This window comes from Enterobacter chinensis (assembly GCF_034008295.1).
Taxonomy (GTDB): Bacteria; Pseudomonadota; Gammaproteobacteria; order Enterobacterales; family Enterobacteriaceae; genus Enterobacter; species Enterobacter chinensis.
Genome location: NZ_JARDVI010000004.1, coordinates 483,066 through 501,442, shown reverse-complemented (window position 1 = coordinate 501,442; position 18,377 = coordinate 483,066). Strand labels below are relative to the sequence as shown.

At 42.1% G+C, this 18,377-nt stretch carries 18 protein-coding genes; all 18 read right to left on the bottom strand.

The window, feature by feature from the left end; all coding sequences use genetic code 11:
* Positions 1-98: 98 nt before the first annotated feature.
* The 18 genes from PYW49_RS14990 to wcaM all read right to left on the bottom strand — a co-directional run bounded on the left by PYW49_RS14990 (position 99) and on the right by wcaM (position 18,374).
* Entirely contained in the window at positions 99-557 is a 459-nt protein-coding gene (locus tag PYW49_RS14990; RefSeq protein WP_129325230.1) for an acyltransferase, read from the bottom strand.
* A 62-nt stretch (positions 558-619) separates the two neighbouring features.
* Entirely contained in the window at positions 620-1,486 is an 867-nt protein-coding gene (locus PYW49_RS14985) for a glycosyltransferase (protein ID WP_320386852.1), read from the bottom strand.
* Positions 1,455-2,792 carry a hypothetical protein gene (locus PYW49_RS14980; protein WP_320386851.1) on the bottom strand — a complete coding sequence of 446 codons (1,338 nt, stop codon included), beginning with the start codon at positions 2,790-2,792 and terminating at the stop codon, positions 1,455-1,457. Before PYW49_RS14980 ends, PYW49_RS14985 begins: the two co-directional genes overlap by 32 nt.
* The gene (locus PYW49_RS14975) at positions 2,789-3,703 is read right to left on the bottom strand and encodes a glycosyltransferase family 2 protein (RefSeq protein WP_320386850.1); all 915 of its coding nucleotides are present in this window, start codon (positions 3,701-3,703) and stop codon (positions 2,789-2,791) included. The genes PYW49_RS14980 and PYW49_RS14975 overlap by 4 nt, the downstream gene beginning before the upstream one ends.
* Positions 3,704-3,734: 31 nt before the next feature.
* Positions 3,735-4,988 (bottom strand): O-antigen translocase, encoded by a 1,254-nt coding sequence (locus PYW49_RS14970; protein WP_320386849.1) that lies wholly within the window; start codon positions 4,986-4,988, stop codon positions 3,735-3,737.
* A complete protein-coding gene (locus PYW49_RS14965; protein ID WP_320386848.1) occupies positions 4,985-6,094 on the bottom strand; it encodes a DegT/DnrJ/EryC1/StrS family aminotransferase in 1,110 nt (369 codons plus the stop codon). The genes PYW49_RS14970 and PYW49_RS14965 overlap by 4 nt, the downstream gene beginning before the upstream one ends.
* A gap of 9 nt (positions 6,095-6,103) precedes the next feature.
* The gene (locus PYW49_RS14960; RefSeq protein ID WP_129325192.1) at positions 6,104-6,514 is read right to left on the bottom strand and encodes a sugar 3,4-ketoisomerase; all 411 of its coding nucleotides are present in this window, start codon (positions 6,512-6,514) and stop codon (positions 6,104-6,106) included.
* Positions 6,514-7,062: a dTDP-4-dehydrorhamnose 3,5-epimerase gene (gene rfbC / locus PYW49_RS14955; RefSeq protein ID WP_320386847.1), complete on the bottom strand. Its 549-nt coding sequence runs from the start codon at positions 7,060-7,062 to the stop codon at positions 6,514-6,516. The genes PYW49_RS14960 and rfbC overlap by 1 nt, the downstream gene beginning before the upstream one ends.
* Positions 7,063-7,101: 39 nt before the next feature.
* Positions 7,102-7,908, bottom strand: coding sequence for a glycosyltransferase family 2 protein (locus tag PYW49_RS14950; RefSeq protein ID WP_134347935.1), 807 nt, complete (start codon positions 7,906-7,908; stop codon positions 7,102-7,104).
* Between the two features lie 128 nt (positions 7,909-8,036).
* Positions 8,037-8,918, bottom strand: coding sequence for a glucose-1-phosphate thymidylyltransferase RfbA (rfbA, locus tag PYW49_RS14945; RefSeq protein ID WP_129325195.1), 882 nt, complete (start codon positions 8,916-8,918; stop codon positions 8,037-8,039).
* 52 nt (positions 8,919-8,970) lie between these two features.
* Entirely contained in the window at positions 8,971-9,870 is a 900-nt protein-coding gene (gene rfbD / locus PYW49_RS14940; protein ID WP_320386846.1) for a dTDP-4-dehydrorhamnose reductase, read from the bottom strand.
* Positions 9,870-10,955 carry a dTDP-glucose 4,6-dehydratase gene (rfbB, locus tag PYW49_RS14935; protein ID WP_134347933.1) on the bottom strand — a complete coding sequence of 362 codons (1,086 nt, stop codon included), beginning with the start codon at positions 10,953-10,955 and terminating at the stop codon, positions 9,870-9,872. The genes rfbD and rfbB overlap by 1 nt, the downstream gene beginning before the upstream one ends.
* Positions 10,956-11,057: 102 nt before the next feature.
* Complete coding sequence (locus PYW49_RS14930; RefSeq protein ID WP_407057612.1) at positions 11,058-12,827, bottom strand: polysaccharide biosynthesis protein; 1,770 nt, start codon at positions 12,825-12,827, stop codon at positions 11,058-11,060.
* 155 nt (positions 12,828-12,982) lie between these two features.
* Positions 12,983-13,543, bottom strand: coding sequence for a PglD-related sugar-binding protein (locus PYW49_RS14925; RefSeq protein WP_320386844.1), 561 nt, complete (start codon positions 13,541-13,543; stop codon positions 12,983-12,985).
* Positions 13,536-14,579, bottom strand: a complete 1,044-nt coding sequence (locus tag PYW49_RS14920) for an MraY family glycosyltransferase (protein WP_320386843.1) — start codon at positions 14,577-14,579, stop codon at positions 13,536-13,538. Before PYW49_RS14920 ends, PYW49_RS14925 begins: the two co-directional genes overlap by 8 nt.
* The gene (locus PYW49_RS14915; protein WP_134347930.1) at positions 14,579-15,523 is read right to left on the bottom strand and encodes an NAD-dependent epimerase/dehydratase family protein; all 945 of its coding nucleotides are present in this window, start codon (positions 15,521-15,523) and stop codon (positions 14,579-14,581) included. The genes PYW49_RS14920 and PYW49_RS14915 overlap by 1 nt, the downstream gene beginning before the upstream one ends.
* 386 nt (positions 15,524-15,909) lie before the next feature.
* Positions 15,910-16,806, bottom strand: a complete 897-nt coding sequence (gene galF / locus PYW49_RS14910) for a GalU regulator GalF (protein ID WP_032646468.1) — start codon at positions 16,804-16,806, stop codon at positions 15,910-15,912.
* Between the two features lie 176 nt (positions 16,807-16,982).
* Entirely contained in the window at positions 16,983-18,374 is a 1,392-nt protein-coding gene (gene wcaM, locus PYW49_RS14905; protein WP_320386842.1) for a colanic acid biosynthesis protein WcaM, read from the bottom strand.
* Positions 18,375-18,377 lie beyond the last annotated feature (3 nt).

Below are 18,377 nucleotides of genomic sequence, written 5' to 3'. Positions count from 1 at the left end.
ACTCAGGAATACATGAGATGAATAGCAGATATTGCTTTATAAGATTTTTGAACAAATTATAACAATTATCGGTTACAGAGTATCCAACTCATTAAAATTTAATCATTATACCGAAGTATTTTGGCAGGATTTCCTACAACTATTGCGTTTTGAGGTACGTCTTTAGTGACTACACTCCCTGCACCTACCAGGCAATTTTCACCTAAAGTTATCCCGGGAAGGATAGTAGCATTCGCACCAATAGAAGCACCCTTCTTTATTATTGTGGTTAAAAAAGAATCAGGGTACACTTTAGATTTGGGATAAAGATCGTTTGCGAATGAAACGCAAGGACCGATAAACACATCATCCTCAATCCTGAGCCCATCCCATAAATAAACCCCCGACTTTATAGTAACTCTATCTCCAAGAACGACATCACTTTCAATTAAAGTGTGCGCGCAGATATTACAATCATCGCCAATTCTGGCACCTTGTAAGATAACGGAATATTGCCAAACACGGGTATTCTTTCCTATGTTTTTGCTTTTAACATCGCTAAGTTCGTGGATAAACATCTCACCCTCTCATAATTCAACAATAATAGTCAAAGCATGTATAAAAAAAGATTTTAAAATCACTACTTGTGGTAATCGATAGAGCCATATCTTTTTTTAATAAAATCTAAAAAACCTTTTAGCGCATATTTTAGCCTGAGAGTTTTTTTATCAAAAAATATAACTATAACTACTGGCTTGACAATTAACTTTATTAATTGAGATAGCTTCCATGTTGATGGCACATAGTTTCGCCCCATCATATATAAAATATTACGGTACTGATAATAATGTCGTACCGGAGAACCATATCCAGCGTTAATTGCCTTAACCCTGCCGTTGCCAAGCCTATGATTTAAAACAGCTTGTTTACAAAGAATAATGTCAACACCCAGATTTGCAGCACGCCAACCCCATTCATAGTCAACGCAGTCAATAAAAAGTCGTTCTTCATGCAACCCAACAAGTTCAAAAATTTCTTTGCTTACCAGTGTTCCAGAACTAATGATATCTCGATATACGTAAACATCTTCAAGCAGTTTTTTTCCAACTTGAGATAAGCACCTACCATCTTCTGCGATCGCATCAGCGCAAATAACGGGTAGCTTGCCATATATGTCAAAATATAAAGATCGCGTTTTTATTAATTCGACTAACATATTACTTGATGGGAGGCTATCATCATCCAGAAGAAGTAAATTGTCGCATCCAAAATCGATAGCAGACTGAATACCTACATTTTGTGCTTTTGCTATCCCAACATTTCCCTTCATATCGATAAACTGAGCATCACAGTCAGAACAAAGCTGATGAATTGCTTCTTTTTTATCTATACTGGTTGAGTTATCTGTCACGAAATATTTTATACCGTCCTCAACCAATGAATTTAAAATTAATTTTAAACGATCTGTATTCGAATTATAGGTTACGATTACTATGCCGGTAAGCATTTTTTTTGGCACCTTTGAAAAGAGTGATTAAAACAAGTGACACAAATAAAATAGCGTAAATATCTATCATGTATGCAATCCCAACTGAAGGATTGTAAATTATAGGAAGGGAACGACAATATAAAGCTGATACAAAGGCAACAATTAAGGCAGATGAGTTATCACACTTCAACTTCCAGCTATTAATAATACCAATAACATAACCAATTACTGCTGAGAAAATTATCCCACCGATATAACCAAAATAAGTGTACCCAGCTAAATCGAAATGATTAGTTGGGCCACGCATCACAGGATCGTTAGGGTACCAATATAACCAAATCTGCCGTCCTACGTCTAAATTTGAAAAGTCGATATTAAAAATTTTAGCCATTACAGAGTTACCAAATGTATTAGATAACAACTGAAGCCAAGGATGTTCAATAATAATTTTATCTATAACATGCTCAGTCAAGGAAAGGTAGTAAGCATCTCCATTAGCCAGTATGCGCAATAAAAGAAGTTCAATGGCAACTGGCGCACCTGGTATATACTGTGAAGATGTATACCCTATCATAACTGATAATTTTGATATGAAATATAAGGAAAAGATTAGAAAAAGTATGGCAATTATAAGTATCAGGAACAGAGATTTTAAGTTGAATCTAAAAGTTTTTCTTGTCGTAATAAACCCAACAACACAAAGCACATATATTTGTTCTAAGAAGGCAAACTTAGCACCTGAAATAAGCGCTCCGACAATTGAAATAAATATAGCATAAATAAAATATCTTTTTTTATGAGAGCGGAGATAATAATAGAAATACCAACCAGCCAAAATAACACGGAGTGCATCCATTAAGCGAACGATAATACCAAGACCTCTATTCGCTTCAAAGCGAGAGGTGAAAAACATAGCAACCGAAATTTGTGACAAATAAAAAACAAATAACACCAGGTAAACAATTGAAAGGAATTTAATTAGAAACGATTCCTGTTCCATGACGGAAATACTGAGTCTGTTAAAAAGAGAATTTTTATATTTCACTGTCGAACTTGAAGAACAGTAAAACATAATAAAAAAAACAGAGCCACTTAAAAGCAGATAACTAAAATAATAAATATCCACGTAACCATGAACATACAATATTAAAATAATGGCATACCCAGTCCCATAAGTAAATGCATAAAAGAAATGGAATGGATCCATGATATTTTTTATTTTTCTGTTAGATAATAAGAAAAGCAACATACATATCAACAAAGCATATGTTATATACTCAATATAATTACCAAACAAGAATTCAAAGAAAACATAATCTCTCATTTTCGTTTCCTATGAATCCATTGTATAATTTCAGCATTAACATAAAACATAGTAGAAAGTAATATTTTTTGGCGAAAAATTTTTCGCACTATATATTTTGCAGTTTTATAATCACCAGATTTTACTGCTAAAAGTAAATAAAATGCATATTGCCTTGATATTGCTGTATTATACAAATCTGAAGGAGCTAATTTTTTGATAGCCTCCTCAACCATATTTAGCTGTTTTGAAAAATTTTTGTAGGCATTTGAGTCATGCTGTCGATATTTAGAGACTATGAAATCATTCCGGAAAAGGAATTCTTTTTTTGAAAATGAGAACGACTGAAATAATTTTACAAACATAGGATAATCGTCCCATACTAAGGTTTTATCCCATCCACCAACGTCCTTTAACGCTTGAGTTCTAAAAATCGTCCCTTGCAATAATAAAGGTTTAGGGAAATTAGTAAATATTGTTTTCCGCAATGAATCATCGTCGCTAGAGAAAAAAATATCATGTTGTTTTTTATAAACAACATCTGTTGGTTTATGCCCCGTGTAATATACCCAGGCATTCCCCATGGCAAATTGCGCGCTATCATGATCGCAGAGTTCATCATATAGTAGATTAAAGCCTTCCGAGTCAACGAGGTCATCTGATGCTATGAAATAAACAAACTCAGAATTAGCCATTTCTAATCCTGAGTTGAGTGAGTCAACTAAACCACGATTTGTCTCTTTTGCAATTATTTTTGTATACATACTTGCATCATGTTTAGTCACATTATTTCTAATGACATCTAAAGAAGAATCTTTGGAACAATCATCAATTACAATTACTTCCTTTGGAATATTTAACTGATAAACTGACTCCAAAGTCTCAGCAATATATTTTTCATGATTGTATGACAAAATAACGATTGATATCACGATAACTCCAGAATAACTTATCTAATAATATTTACTTAAGCGAAACCACTCGCTTTAAGTTGAAGAAAACAAAAAGAAAGTAAAAGAAATAATTTACAGCATAGGCTATATTCGCTCCGGAAACTCCGTGCTTATTTATAAAGAAAATACTTAATAGCACCCATGTAAAACCGAAGAAGATCTCAGTGCCTATGAAATATTTAGTAGCCTTCTTAGCTAACATTGGATATGCGTATAACCAACTGATAACCTTGATAACATCACCTACCAACTGTATAGCAAATAAATCTCTTGCAGCCCTAAACTCCGAAGTAAAAAGAAGATTAATTACATAATCCCGAAGTAAATATATGCTTAGTGCAGCCAATATTATTACAGGAAGAACAAATAAGACAACCGAGTTTATTTCTTTTTTTATTTCCGCCGCACTGCTCAATGACGCTAGCTTTGGTAGGTAATAAACGGACAAAGCCATAGTGAGAACCCCCAAATATACTTCAGAGATTTTCCATACGGCTTGCCATTGCCCTGCTGAATCCCACCCTGCGTGCTGTACAAGAGAGTTTCTTATAAAGATCAATGCTATAGGAATAACTACAGAACTGACGGCAGTCATCAAAACAAATTCAAGAATATTTCTATTGGCTCGAGAATCTGTACGCCCTACCCAATATGAAACTTTCATCCATGCCTGTCTTGAGTTAATAGCAAATGCAATCAACCCTATAAATACATACTGCATTGAAGCAGCAACAAGAGCCCCCTTAATTCCCCAGAGCACAATCATAATCGAGATAAGCACCCCAGATATTAGTGCTGAAAGAACCCCGGTTAGGATATAAAATCTAAAGTTTTGCAATCCATTAAGAACTGAAGTAATCGCGGTACCAAAAGAAGTTATTGGTAATGTTAAGATAGTAATAATGACAAGCCATTGATATTGCGCATCATGGAAGACCCAACTTGCAATATCACTAGAAAACAATATAAGAAATGGAGTAAAACACAATGTTATTAAAAAGATATAATAAGTTGAAGCTCGCCACCATGGCGAGCACTTCTCATAACTTTCTCGATTTTCAGCAGTATATTTTACTATACCCGTAGCTGTAGGAGCGTTTGCTATTCCATTCACCCCTGTCACCAAACTCTGCAATTGCCCCAGTAATGCCATTCCTGAAGGACCAGTATATACAGCAATTAATTTCGCTATAATAAATCCGATCCCAATTTTAACTAATGTCATTACACCGGACATAACCGTTATGCCCAACAACTTCTTCATTCAGTATAACCATTTAATGTTTCAACGATATACTTTACATTATCATCACTAAGTGTTGAATCTAAAGGTATCGATAAAACTTCTCTATGCATAGCTTCTGTTATTGGTAAACTTAGATTATTCCATGAAGAATATGCTTGTTGTTTATGAGGAGGAATTGGATAATGTATAAGCGTCTGAATATTATGGTGACTCAAGTACTCCTGGAGCTTGGTCCTATTATTAGCACGTATAACAAACAAATGCCAAACGTGACTACTTTCGTTACCTGCCGAAATTTCAGGGAGAGTAATATAAGGATTCACAATAGACGTACGGTATATTTTAGAGATTTTTTGCCGAGCAAATGTTTCATCATTCAAATGTCGCAATTTAACTCTTAGCATTGCTGCCTGAATCTCATCCAGACGACTGTTCACGCCCTCATAAATATTCTGATATTTCTTATGAGAACCATAATTACGCAATGCTTTAACAACATCAAAAAACTCGCTATCGTTTGTAGTTATTGCGCCAGCATCACCCAAAGCGCCTAAATTCTTGCCTGGGTAAAAACTAAAACCTGCAGCATGCCCCCAATTACCAGCATTTCGGCCAGAAACCGAAGCTCCATGTGACTGAGCGCAGTCCTCAAGTACCAATAGCCCATGCTCTTGAGCGATATTCATGATCTCATCCATAGGACTTAATTGCCCATATAGATGCACTGGAAGGATAGCTTTAGTCTTTGGTGAAATAGCCTTTTTAATATTATCTACTGAAAGGTTGAAACTTGTGTCTGACGGTTCAACAAGAACGGGAACAAGATTATTTGCGGTAATAGCAAGTATAGATGCGATATATGTATTCGCCTGAACGATTACTTCATCTCCTTCACTAAGCTTTCCCATCAATATCCAGGCTTTTAGAGAAAGGGTGAGTGCGTCCAGGCCATTGGCAACGCCTAAACAATATTTTGAGCCAACATAAGTTGCGAATTCTGACTCAAAATTACTCAGTTCCTCTCCCATTATATACCAACCGGATTGAATTACACGTGAGCAAGCCTCTTGCAATTCAGATTCATATTTACTGTTAAGTTCTTTTAAATTCAAAAAATTGATCATTATAGCCTCTTAAACTTCGGTCTTTTTGTTAGCGTAAATGGTGAATGCATCATAGTCACGAATATAATCATTTTCGTCGTAATGACTGTCAGCTAATACCATTAATACGCAATCGCTCGAGAAATCATACATCTCACGCCAAATACATGACTCAATCAGAAGCCCCTGCGCTGGATTGTCCAAAACAACCTCAATCCTCTCTGTCCCATCATCCAACAGAAAACGACAAGAACCTTTTATGGCGATCGCAACCTGTTTTAATTTTTTATGCGCATGAAAACCTCTACGAACACCTTCTTTAGTATCAAAGATGTAGTAAACTCTTTTAATACTAAAAGGGATATTATTCTCTTCTTCTAAGGCGACTAATGAACCACGATCATCACCATGCTTTTGAAGTGGGATAAAATTGATTTTCATTATTTACCTTGAACGTTTAATGAAGCAAAGGTTGAACCATTCTGATCTTTCTCAGAAATGATGTATTCCATTTTTGGCCATTCTATATTCAAGTCCTTATCATCCCATTTTATACAACGTTCATGTGCCGGAGAATAATAATCGGTAGTTTTATAAAGAAATTCTGCATGCTCACTTAAAGTTAAAAAACCGTGTGCAAATCCAGCAGGGATCCAAAGCTGTTTTTTATTCTCTTCTGATAAAATAACACCTACCCATTGCCCATAAGTAGGCGATTCTTTGCGGATATCAACAGCCACATCAAAAACCTGACCTGTAACGCATCTAACAAGTTTCCCTTGCGCAAAAGGGGTTTCTTGATAGTGCAATCCACGCAAAACTCCTTTAACAGATCTTGACTGATTATCTTGTTTGAAACTGACATTAGGATCTATATTATCTTTGAAGTTTTTTTCGTTAAAACTCTCAAAGAAATAGCCCCTTTCATCATGAAATACTCGAGGTTCGATAATCAGAACACCACTGAGCGAAGTATTAGAAATTTTCATCAAAGCCTCTATCTAAATCAGTAACTCGCGGAGGGAGTACTATTTTCGTGTAATATTATATATTCGCTTAAGAGCCCATAATGGCAATAGCCGTGGAATGCTTCTCAAAATAAAATAGTAGTGAGAAGTTAACATATTTTGAAAACCAGTAATTCTTTTAATTTGAGCAAGTCTATACTCACTTGAAACATACTTCAGTCCGCGTCGCCTAACCAGCATATCTGCTCCGACTCTGACCAACACCAGAGATTCGTCCAGGTTGCCAGCTTTGAATCCACTCCCTAGTAACCTCAACCATAAATTATAATCTTCCATAAGATAATGGTGCTGGTATCCTCCAACAGACTGGACACTGGATTTTTTGAAAATGACAGTCATATGGTTAAACGGATTTTTATGCCTGGCGAATTTTTTGATTTCTTCGTTAGAAAGCGGAACTTTTCTTTCTGATACGATATTCTTTTTATCACCTATAAACTCACGGATACAACTTCCTGAAATATCAATATCAGGGTTCAACTCCATAAATGCAGATTGTAACTCGAAACGAGTTGGTTGACATATATCATCCGTATCCATCCGCATGACATAATCATAGGTGCAATGTTTCATTCCTTCATTTAACGCCTGCCCTAACCCAACATTCTTTTTTAATGCTACAATCTTGATAGGTAATGACATTGACCATCTATCAACTACTGTGCTTAAAGCTGTGTTGATAGGACCATCATAAACAAGAACGATTTCATCCGCTTTTACCGTTTGATTTGCCAAACTTTCAAGACACTCTTCCAAATAGGAAGGCTTCTCCTTGTCATAGAGCGACATTAACACACTAAAATGCATATAATCCCCACACTTCCTCATTGCTGCTCTAATTATAGTAATTCTGTCTAATTTAAAAATTCATTCACATGCTCATGTAAAAATGTGACAGCACCACTACTTTCTTTATTGTTTGAGAAAATGAGTTATTAGAATTTTTTATCAATCATTTTTAGAAGATATTTCCCATAATTATTTTTTGCTAAGGGCTTCGCCAATTGAGCTATTTGCTCAGCATTAATGAAGCCTTTACGATAGGCAATTTCTTCAGGACAGGCAACCTTCAGTCCTTGACGCTCTTCGATTGTAGCGATGAAGTTACTCGCTTCAATCAAACTCTGGTGAGTCCCTGTATCCAGCCATGCGTAGCCACGTCCCATCATGGCAACCGAAAGTTTACCTTGTTCCATGTAGATACGGTTAATATCTGTGATTTCCAACTCACCACGTGCTGACGGTTTCAAGTTCTTCGCCATCTCAACGACACTGTTATCATAAAAATAGAGCCCCGTTACCGCATAATTACTTTTCGGTTCCAGAGGTTTCTCTTCGAGGCTGATAGCCGTACCACTCTTATCGAATTCGACAACGCCGTAGCGTTCAGGATCATTCACATGGTATGCAAAAACCGTCGCGCCTCCCTCTTTATTTACAGCGCTATCCATCAATTTTGGCAGATCATGTCCATAGAATATATTGTCTCCCAAAACCAGAGCGCAATCATCATTGCCGATAAATTCTTCACCAATAATGAAGGCCTGAGCAAGACCATCAGGGCTTGGCTGAATTTTATAATGTAGGTTAAGCCCCCACTGACTGCCGTCCCCCAGGAGTTGTTCAAAACGCGGAGTATCCTGAGGAGTACTAATAATTAAAATATCCCGAATTCCAGCTAGCATCAGTGTTGATAGTGGATAGTAAATCATCGGCTTATCATAAATAGGTAATAATTGTTTGCTGACAGCCATAGTTACCGGATACAGACGAGTACCAGAGCCACCCGCCAGAATAATACCTTTACGCGTTTTCATTTCATCATCTCTATATTCATGAGATGCCCTTTCCCAGGCATCATGAGCATTATTAAATCGCTGTTGCTGTGAACCACTCCGTCAACATACGCTTAACCCCCACTTCCCATTGCGGCAGTACCAGGTTGAAATTCTGCTGGAACTTTATGGTATTGAGACGGGAGTTTCCCGGACGTCGTGCTGGGGTTGGATAAGCACTGGTTGGCACCCCATGAAGTTGGGTTAATGCCAGCTCCATTCCTGCTTTACGCGCTTCTTCAAATACCAGCGAGGCATAGTCATACCAGGTTGTCGTACCACTGGCAACCAGATGATATGTACCTGCTACCTCGGGTTTAATCAGAGCAACCCTAATTGCATGAGCCGTGCAGTCTGCTAATAATTCAGCCCCTGTAGGTGCTCCAAATTGGTCATTAATAACAGACAGCTCAGAGCGCTCTTTTGCCAGTCGCAGCATAGTACGCGCAAAATTATTCCCTTTACCGGCATAAACCCAGCTAGTTCGAAAGATCAAATGCCGTGAGCAATTTTCACTTAACGCTTTTTCACCAGCAAGTTTGGTTTCACCATAAACATTGAGCGGTGCTGTGGCGTCCGTTTCCAGCCACGGCGTATTCCCATCACCCGGGAATACGTAATCAGTGGAATAATGAACAACCCAAGCCCCCAATTTCTGAGCCTCTTTGGCAATCGCCTCGACACTCGTTGCATTCAGCAACTGAGCGAATTCTGGTTCTGACTCGGCCTTATCGACTGCGGTGTGCGCAGCCGCGTTAACGATCATATCAGGCTTAATACGGCGCACAGTTTCTGCAATGCCTTCAGGGTTACTGAAATCACCGCAGTACTCCTGCGAATGGACGTCAACAGCAATCAAATTACCCAGTGGCGCAAGAGCACGCTGTAGCTCCCATCCCACCTGCCCTGTTTTGCCAAACAACAGGATGTTCATTAAGCACGATCCCCATAGTTTTCTTCAATCCACGATTTGTAGTTACCGCTTTTCACGTTCTCTACCCATTGTGTGTTCGCCAGGTACCATTCTACGGTTTTGCGAATGCCACTTTCGAAGGTCTCCTGAGGCTTCCAGCCCAGCTCCTGACCAATTTTCTCTGCGTCAATCGCGTAGCGGCGGTCGTGACCCGGACGGTCAGCCACATAGGTTATCTGGTCGCGATAAGAGCCTTCCTTCGGCACAATCTCATCCAGCAAGGAGCAGATAGTATTTACCACATCAAGGTTTTGTTTTTCATTGTGGCCGCCGATGTTGTAGGTTTCGCCAATCTTGCCCTGCGTCACCACGGTATATAACGCGCGAGCGTGATCTTCAACGTACAGCCAGTCGCGGATCTGGTCACCTTTACCGTAAACCGGCAGGGGGTTTCCATCCAGCGCATTGAGGATTACCAGAGGGATAAGTTTTTCCGGAAAGTGGTAGGGACCGTAGTTATTGGAACAGTTAGTGACAATTGTAGGGAAACCATAGGTGCGCAGCCAGGCACGGACTAAATGGTCGCTGGACGCTTTAGAAGCAGAGTACGGGCTGCTTGGGGCATAGGCAGTGGTTTCAGTAAATAAAGGCAGCTTGGCTCCCTTTGCGACTTCATCAGGATGCGGAAGATCGCCATACACTTCATCTGTTGAGATGTGGTGGAACCGGAATACCGTTTTTTTCTCAGCACTTAACTCAGACCAGTACTTGCGGCTTGCTTCCAGCAGCACATAGGTGCCAAGAATGTTAGTCTCGATAAATGCTGCCGGGCCGGTAATCGAGCGATCAACGTGGCTCTCGGCGGCCAGATGCATCACAGCATCCGGCTTGTGCTCTGCAAAAATACGTGCCATGGCATCGCTGTCGCAGATATCGGCATGTTCAAAATGATAACGATCGCTCTGCGCAACGTCAGCCAGAGATTCAAGATTCCCTGCGTAAGTCAGTTTATCGACGTTAATAACAGAATCTTGCGTATCATTAATAATGTGTCGTACCACTGCAGACCCAATGAAGCCTGCTCCACCAGTGACCAGAATTTTCACGTTTATTTCGCTCTTAAGGTTTTCAGAAACAATCTATTACATGCCGACGCCCTGGTGACTTTTGTCAAGCGTCCAGGGCTGAGAAAATGACAATCTGCTATTTTAACTTACCTTTTCTTTCCAGAGTAAATCGCAGATACCATCGGTTGGATTGAACGCTGCAGGTGCCTGCAATAATATTTCGCGCACGCGTTCGTAGTCGAACTCACAGCAGGCGTTGTCGAGGTTCTGAAGAATAATGCTCATCTCACTCCACGGCAACATCACTTCATTAGCGGTCCTGATACGCGGGTGCTGTGTTGTAGATACATTGTCGCCGATAAGTAACTCTTCATACAGTTTCTCACCCGGACGCAGACCCGTTGTTTTTATCGCAATATCACCATAAGGGTTTTTATCATCACGAACGGTGAGCCCTTGCAAGGTAATCATGCGATGTGCAAGATCAATAATCTTGACGGGTTCCCCCATATCCAGAACAAAAACATCGCCGCCCGTACCCATGGCTCCCGCCTGTATTACCAACTGCGCCGCTTCAGGGATCGTCATAAAGTAACGCGTAATATTCTCATGAGTCAGCGTCACAGGACCACCCGCAGCTATTTGTTTTTCAAACAACGGCACAACAGAACCCGACGAGCCTAATACGTTGCCGAAGCGAACCATACTGAAGCAAGTTTTGCTGGATTCCTTCGCCAGCGCCTGCAGCACTAGCTCAGCCATTCGTTTGGTCGCCCCCATTGTATTGGTAGGCCGCACGGCTTTATCGGTCGAAATTAAGACAAAGTTTTCTACACCGCAACTCGCTGCAGCCTGTGCGCAGCTCAGTGTACCAAAGATATTATTGCGCACTCCATCAAGAACGTTGAACTCGACAAGCGGTACATGTTTGTACGCCGCAGCGTGATAAATCGTATTGACGTTGAATGTGTTAATTAATCTTTCGAGATGCTCTTTATCTTGTACGTTACCGAGAATTGGGTAAATTTTAACCTGAAGATTCTGGCTGAGATTCAGATTACGCAGCTCCGAATCGATGGAGTACAGTGAGAACTCTGACAATTCGAAAAGAATAAGCTGGTTCGGCTTATTTTTAATTATCTGTCGGCAAAGCTCAGAACCAATCGATCCCCCAGCCCCGGTAACCATAACCGTTTTCCCGTTGATATTACGGGAAACCAATTCCGGAATCGGTGAGACGGGATCGCGGCCCAGCAGATCGGTAATAACCACTTTGCGCAACGAATCAATACGTGCTTTACCCTCTACAAGATCGACCATACCGGGAATGGAGAGTACCTCGCACGGCAAACCTTCCAGTGTTTTAATGACTTCGTTCTTCCTGGCTCGACTGGCGCTTGGCATGGCAAGCAGAATTTTCTTCGCTTCGTATTTCTCTACCAACCATGGCAGTTTTTCCGGCGCGAAAACGCTGACGCCGTGAATCACCTGACCTTGCAGAGCGCGGTTGTCATCGACAAAAGCAACGGGATAATATTCATCCATCTGGCTCAGCGCCGGCAGTAACTGACGGCCCGATGCACCGGCACCATAAATCACCACCCTAGTGCCCAGATTCAATCCACGATTTACCAACATCCTCATACCCAGCCGCGATCCGGCAATAAGCAGTAAACCGAACGAGAAATAAATGAATGGAATCGTTCTTGGTAAATAGAGATTAGTATAAAACGCTGCGATAATAAGCAAAATGGATGATATAACCATCCCTACTGTAACTACTAGTAATATTTTTGCAGTAATATAGCGAATGACGGCGCGATAAAGCCCTAGCTTAACAAATATCGCCAGGGTGACGATAATTATTGAAAATATAAATAACCAATGCTCCGTACTAAATATTGGAGTCATAGAATCAATGCGTACCCAAAATGCAAACCAAAATGCACATAAGAGAAGCACAACATCTATCGAAAGTGTAATAATACGTTTTATCGGTCTGGATAAAGATATTAAATAATTTAGCATACTAAAAACTGGTCGCCTCGTTAAAGCTTGCATTCAGTTTATAAAATAGTACCAGCAGGACACACTGAGTAATCATGCACTATTGCATTATAACCACCCACTGTACCCGCCTGCAGAAACGCTGATTTCCCAATTACAGCGCCGCCAGCGAGATGTACACCAACTCCTAAGTGAACAAAATCGCCTAGAGTAGAATCATGATCTACTGTCGAATGGCTATTTACAATCGTACCTGCACCTAATCTCGCGTTGGCACCAACCACTGCTCCCGCTAATACAACAGAGCCCTCAGCAATGGTCGCCGATGGGCTGATAAATGCAAAGGGATGTATAAGCGTAACGGGATGAATACCTAAGCTAATAATCTGCTGATAGAGCTGTTCTCTGAGTTTATTATTTCCAATACCAATCGCTACATGACTGGCCTTTTTGATATGTAACTGTAGTTCTGAAATTTTACCAATAATGAGTTTGTTTGTGTCATGGATGGGGGATGCATTATCGTCAAGAAAAACGATATCCGTATATCCCAGGAGTCTCGCCATCTCGCAGAGTGTACGCCCATGGCCACCCGCCCCCAAAATCATTAAGTTATGCATTGACGTTGCTCTCTTTGTCTTTAACGCCCGCACCACATTTGAGCGCAACAGCGAAAAGCGGGAGCCAGGCGACAATCAGTCCAACAACACCATCAATCTTGGCTGAGGCGATAAAAAAGGCGATCGGGAAGAGCCACAGCAGATTGACGGCAATCGCCATCATTGTCACCGGAACGTGGCTGCCATATTTTCTGGCAAGGATTTGATAGCCATGGCTGGCATGCGCTTCATAGACTTTCTTGCCCGCTACAACTCTCCTCAGCAATGTTGTAGTGGCATCGACGATAAATACGCCCAGCAAGCATAATTCTGCAATAAAGAAATGCGTATCTACTTTCGCAATATGGAGGATCATCAACCCAATAGTTATCCCAAGGAAACCACTCCCGGCATCGCCCATGAAGATTTTCGCTATCGGGAAGTTCCAGACAATAAAGCCAGCAGCGGCACCGATAAGAGCAAGCGTCAGCGGATAAATACTTCCAGGCGCGTCAGTGTACTGGTTTACAACAATCAACACCGCACTACATGCGGCAAATGTGATTGCCTCTGCGCTGGCTAAGCCATTAATCCCATCCATGAAATTATATAAATTTAGCATCCAGACCAGATACACACAGCCGAGAATCATACCAATCCAGGATAAGGAAAGATCGTAACCAAACAGCGTAATTACCGGGAAAGAGCCTAAGAAATAGATGCCAATTGCCGCGGCCATAAAATGCATCAATAGACGCCAGCGAGCCGCTATATGACCATGATCGTCAAGGAAACCGATGATGGCAACAATTAAACCTGGAATGAACAAACCTAAGAAGCTCTCTAATGTTAGCTCGCGGCTAAAATAAAACCATACTAACGCCACCAGGAGCGTCAGAACAATAGCCACCCCGCCACCTCGCGGCGTCGGCACAGAATGCGAGCTTCGCTGATTTGGACGGTCGATAACATTATGCTTAATGGCATAACCGCGTAACCCACAGGTCAGCACGCATGATACTAAAAAAGAGAATATTACAATCCCCAAATTCACCATTATTTATTACCTTCAATATAATATTTCGCCGTTTTTTTCATAGCTTCATGAAGCGTTACCGGGGGTGTCCAGTGTAAGTGTTCCCGCGATTTGGTGGCATCGACTTCAAGATCACCAAATAACTGATCGTAAATTCCACTTTTACCAACAGCGGATAGTAATATTTTAAGGATAACTTTAGGGAAATAGATAACTTTCGCTTTAATCCCCATCCCTGAAGCAAAGGCATTAATCATATCTTCTGTAGAAGGTCGTTCCGCATCTGCGAGTAAATAGAGTTGATTTTTTGATTTTTCATTAACGACGCATTCATTGATAAAGCTGACGACATTATCCAGTGACACAAGTGCCCGCTTGTTCCTGACATTTTTAAATGGCAACGGCAGGTTCTTAGAGACCAGTTTTAAAAGACGCTGTATATTACCCGGAGCATTTTCACCACAAATTAATGCCGGACGGACAATGGTGATCGCCATATGACTCTCTGCAAAGTTTTTAAGCAAACTTTGCTCAGCTTCTAGCTTGGAAATGGCGTAATCAGAGGTTGGTCGGGGCTCCGACGCTTCAGAAAAAGGGATTCCTGAAGTGGCATTACCGTTGACACCGATCGAGCTGACGAAAATAAAATGCTTAACACCACTGGTCGCGGCATCTGTAGCTAATTTCATAGTCGCGTCGTGATTAACCCGACGAAATTCCGCTAAAGCATCCTGTGCATCATCATTAAGGATATGTGCCCTTCCCGCAGTATGAATGACAGTATCGCATCCCTGAAGAAGATTTACCCAGTTGGTATCGGCTGAGATATCACCCAGGTTGTAAATTCCCTGTTCAGGGTTCTCCTGCTTGCGCGTTGTTAATATCACCTCATGTCCTGATGATTTCAACGTCCGGACTAAAGCAGTACCAAGAAACCCGGTTCCGCCCGTCACCAATACTTTCATTGATATCCCCTGTCTGCTCAATCTGATTTTTTTTTGCCCGCGAGGAGTGCAGAATCGCGAGAAACTGTTTAGGCCATGACTGTTCGTTCTATATTCAATTGCGAAGGCAAGGCACGCTACCGCCCCAGGCTTAACAGCTACCAGTGCACTGATTGAAATTGCAGAAATGAATTTTCTGGTCTGAATACAGACAAAAAACTGGCGTTAATTGTCGTCCTAAATGACCACAGAAACAAGCACAAATCGTTACAAATCTGGCGAGATTTGAATCAGATAACTCTATGTTATCATTATGAATAATAACAAAAAACGGCAGACATCATTTTGGTTATGTTTCCACATACCCTGATGATGACTACCGCTTATACAAATCGTGTAAGAAAATATCAGTCGTTAGCGAGTAACTTCTCAATACGGTTTCTGAACTTTGCCCCTTCCTTCAGGTTGCGCAGCCCATAGTTCACGAACGCCTGCATATACCCCATTTTCTTACCGCAGTCATAGCTGTCACCGGTCATCAGCATCGCATCCACAGACTGCTTTTTCGCCAGCTCTGCAATCGCGTCAGTCAGTTGAATACGGTCCCAGGCGCCTGGCTCGGTTTTTTCGAGCTCGGCCCAGATATCTGCGTTCAGAACATAACGGCCAACCGCCATCAGGTCGGAATCCAGCGTCTGTGGCTGATCCGGTTTTTCGATGAACTCAACGATGCGGCTCACCTGCCCTTCCGTCTCCAGCGGTTCTTTCGTCTGGATAACGGAGTACTCGGACAGATCGCCTTTCATGCGTTTTGCCAGCACCTGGCTACGGCCCGTTTCGTTGAAACGTGCGACCATTGCCGCCAGGTTATAACGCAGCGGATCGGCAGACGCGGTATCAATGATGATGTCCGGAAGCACAACGATGAACGGGTTATCACCTACAACCGGGCGAGCGCACAGGATAGAGTGACCCAGCCCCAGCGGCTGCGCCTGACGAACGTTCATGATGGTCACGCCCGGCGGACAAATAGACTGCACTTCCGCCAGCAGCTGGCGTTTGACGCGCTGCTCAAGCAACGCTTCGAGTTCGTAAGAGGTGTCGAAGTGGTTCTCTACCGCATTCTTGGACGAGTGCGTAACCAGGACGATTTCTTTGATCCCTGCAGCAACAATCTCGTCGACAATGTATTGAATCATTGGCTTGTCGACGATCGGCAGCATCTCTTTAGGAATGGCTTTCGTGGCTGGCAGCATATGCATGCCCAAGCCTGCTACCGGAATGACTGCTTTCAAATTAATCATTATTTCTTCCACCTTAAAATGGTTGACGAATTATAGCTCTTAAACCTGTTTTCGCCAGCATGATTTGCCGTAATCCTTGGGCAATGTTACGCCTTAGTACTACAAATTTCTGTAGTTGTAATCTGATTCGATCGCGCTTTTATGCCAGGAATAGTCTCAAAACTGGCCGTTGATGATTATCTGTGCGGAAGCGCAAAATTCAGCCGTTCCGTATTCACCACCTGCTGATCAACCCGGTCAATATCCACCGAGCTCTGCCCCTTCTCATTGACAGCTTTTATGTTCGCCAGCGACAGCAACGTCTCGTCTTTAGCCATAAATTTGCCCCGCACGTCCTTACGCAGATCGAAATTGATCTTCAGGGCAGGTCCCACGGCGGCTTCCTGCATTACATTGATATTTCGTAAGAAAAGATGCTGCGGCTTATTGTGCAGCTCCAGCGTGGCGCGCTGCATCTCAACGTTGGTAATCGCGACAAATGACGTGGCGTTGCCGGATGAAATTTGTATTCCGCGCAGCTTATACGCAAGCTGGCGATTATCGAGGTGAATATTGTTGAGCTTGAAGTTCTGCGGGATGGACAAATAATCGCCTTTAATCACGCCATAACCGATTAACATGCCGGCACTATTGACCATATCGACATTATCAATAATGAAATTATCACAGCCATAAATGGCTACCGTGGCGTTGTCTATTCCCGCCTTTTTACTGAAGTCGGGGGTAATATTTTTGGCCTTTATATTACGGATAACAAAATGTTTGCCGTTTTCAACATGCACTAGCTGACGACAGTTGCTGCCGGTAATGTTGGCCACCACGAAGTTCTTGACGGTTTGCTTTTCCGGATAGTCATTATCGTAGGTGCTTCCGGCGAGGCCAATGCCAATGCCCCAGTTGATCTTGCCGTTCGTGCAGTTGATGTTGTCGATCACATGGTCGGAAATCAGGATATTGCGGTCATTGATGGCGACGTTCCACTCGATCGCATCGCCCTGCAAATGGCTAAATTTGCTGTTGGTGATGCGGGCACCGTCCACCTGGTTATGGAAACCCTGGCGCAGGATGGCATAGTTGGCCTGGCTCACGCTGATGTTATCAATCAGCAAATTGCGCATCACGCTGGGCTTCTTACCACCGATGTAGATCTGCGTTACGGGACCAAACCCGCTCATCGCGAGTCCTTTGATCGCACAGTCAGAGCCGCGAACGTCCAGGGTAATATTTTCCGTGCGTCCTGCGCCCTCGCCAATGACTTTACTGCCCTCCTGCAGGACAAAGCGACCCCGTCCGTTGCCGGTCAACGCCCCGCGGATCAGCAGCGTTTTCCCGTCAGGAATGAAAATGCCCGTATTGATGTTTTTGCAGGTCAGTCCAGCAGGAACAACAACTGTATCCCCTTCGTTAAACGCCTGCTTAAAGGCGGCGATCCAGTCGTTGTTATTGTACTGATTCACAGAAACCGTTCTTCCGGTTGCCGCCCGCGCGATGCGGGACGACAGCAGCGGCGCGGCGGCCAGAACGGACAGAGAAGAGACGAAGGTGCGTCGGGTAATCTTTTTCAGCATACA

What these genes read in the sequence shown, in the direction of transcription:
- PYW49_RS14990 (WP_129325230.1), bottom strand. Translation starts at nt 557, where the DNA reads ATGTTTATCCACGAACTTAGCGATGTTAAAAGCAAAAACATAGGAAAG.
- PYW49_RS14985 (WP_320386852.1), bottom strand. Translation starts at nt 1,486, where the DNA reads ATGCTTACCGGCATAGTAATCGTAACCTATAATTCGAATACAGATCGT.
- PYW49_RS14980 (WP_320386851.1), bottom strand. Translation starts at nt 2,792, where the DNA reads ATGAGAGATTATGTTTTCTTTGAATTCTTGTTTGGTAATTATATTGAG.
- PYW49_RS14970 (WP_320386849.1), bottom strand. Translation starts at nt 4,988, where the DNA reads ATGAAGAAGTTGTTGGGCATAACGGTTATGTCCGGTGTAATGACATTA.
- PYW49_RS14965 (WP_320386848.1), bottom strand. Translation starts at nt 6,094, where the DNA reads ATGATCAATTTTTTGAATTTAAAAGAACTTAACAGTAAATATGAATCT.
- PYW49_RS14960 (WP_129325192.1), bottom strand. Translation starts at nt 6,514, where the DNA reads ATGAAAATCAATTTTATCCCACTTCAAAAGCATGGTGATGATCGTGGT.
- rfbC (WP_320386847.1), bottom strand. Translation starts at nt 7,062, where the DNA reads ATGAAAATTTCTAATACTTCGCTCAGTGGTGTTCTGATTATCGAACCT.
- PYW49_RS14950 (WP_134347935.1), bottom strand. Translation starts at nt 7,908, where the DNA reads ATGCATTTTAGTGTGTTAATGTCGCTCTATGACAAGGAGAAGCCTTCC.
- rfbA (WP_129325195.1), bottom strand. Translation starts at nt 8,918, where the DNA reads ATGAAAACGCGTAAAGGTATTATTCTGGCGGGTGGCTCTGGTACTCGT.
- rfbD (WP_320386846.1), bottom strand. Translation starts at nt 9,870, where the DNA reads ATGAACATCCTGTTGTTTGGCAAAACAGGGCAGGTGGGATGGGAGCTA.
- PYW49_RS14930 (WP_407057612.1), bottom strand. Translation starts at nt 12,827, where the DNA reads ATGACTCCAATATTTAGTACGGAGCATTGGTTATTTATATTTTCAATA.
- PYW49_RS14925 (WP_320386844.1), bottom strand. Translation starts at nt 13,543, where the DNA reads ATGCATAACTTAATGATTTTGGGGGCGGGTGGCCATGGGCGTACACTC.
- PYW49_RS14920 (WP_320386843.1), bottom strand. Translation starts at nt 14,579, where the DNA reads ATGGTGAATTTGGGGATTGTAATATTCTCTTTTTTAGTATCATGCGTG.
- PYW49_RS14915 (WP_134347930.1), bottom strand. Translation starts at nt 15,523, where the DNA reads ATGAAAGTATTGGTGACGGGCGGAACCGGGTTTCTTGGTACTGCTTTA.
- galF (WP_032646468.1), bottom strand. Translation starts at nt 16,806, where the DNA reads ATGATTAATTTGAAAGCAGTCATTCCGGTAGCAGGCTTGGGCATGCAT.
- wcaM (WP_320386842.1), bottom strand. Translation starts at nt 18,374, where the DNA reads ATGCTGAAAAAGATTACCCGACGCACCTTCGTCTCTTCTCTGTCCGTT.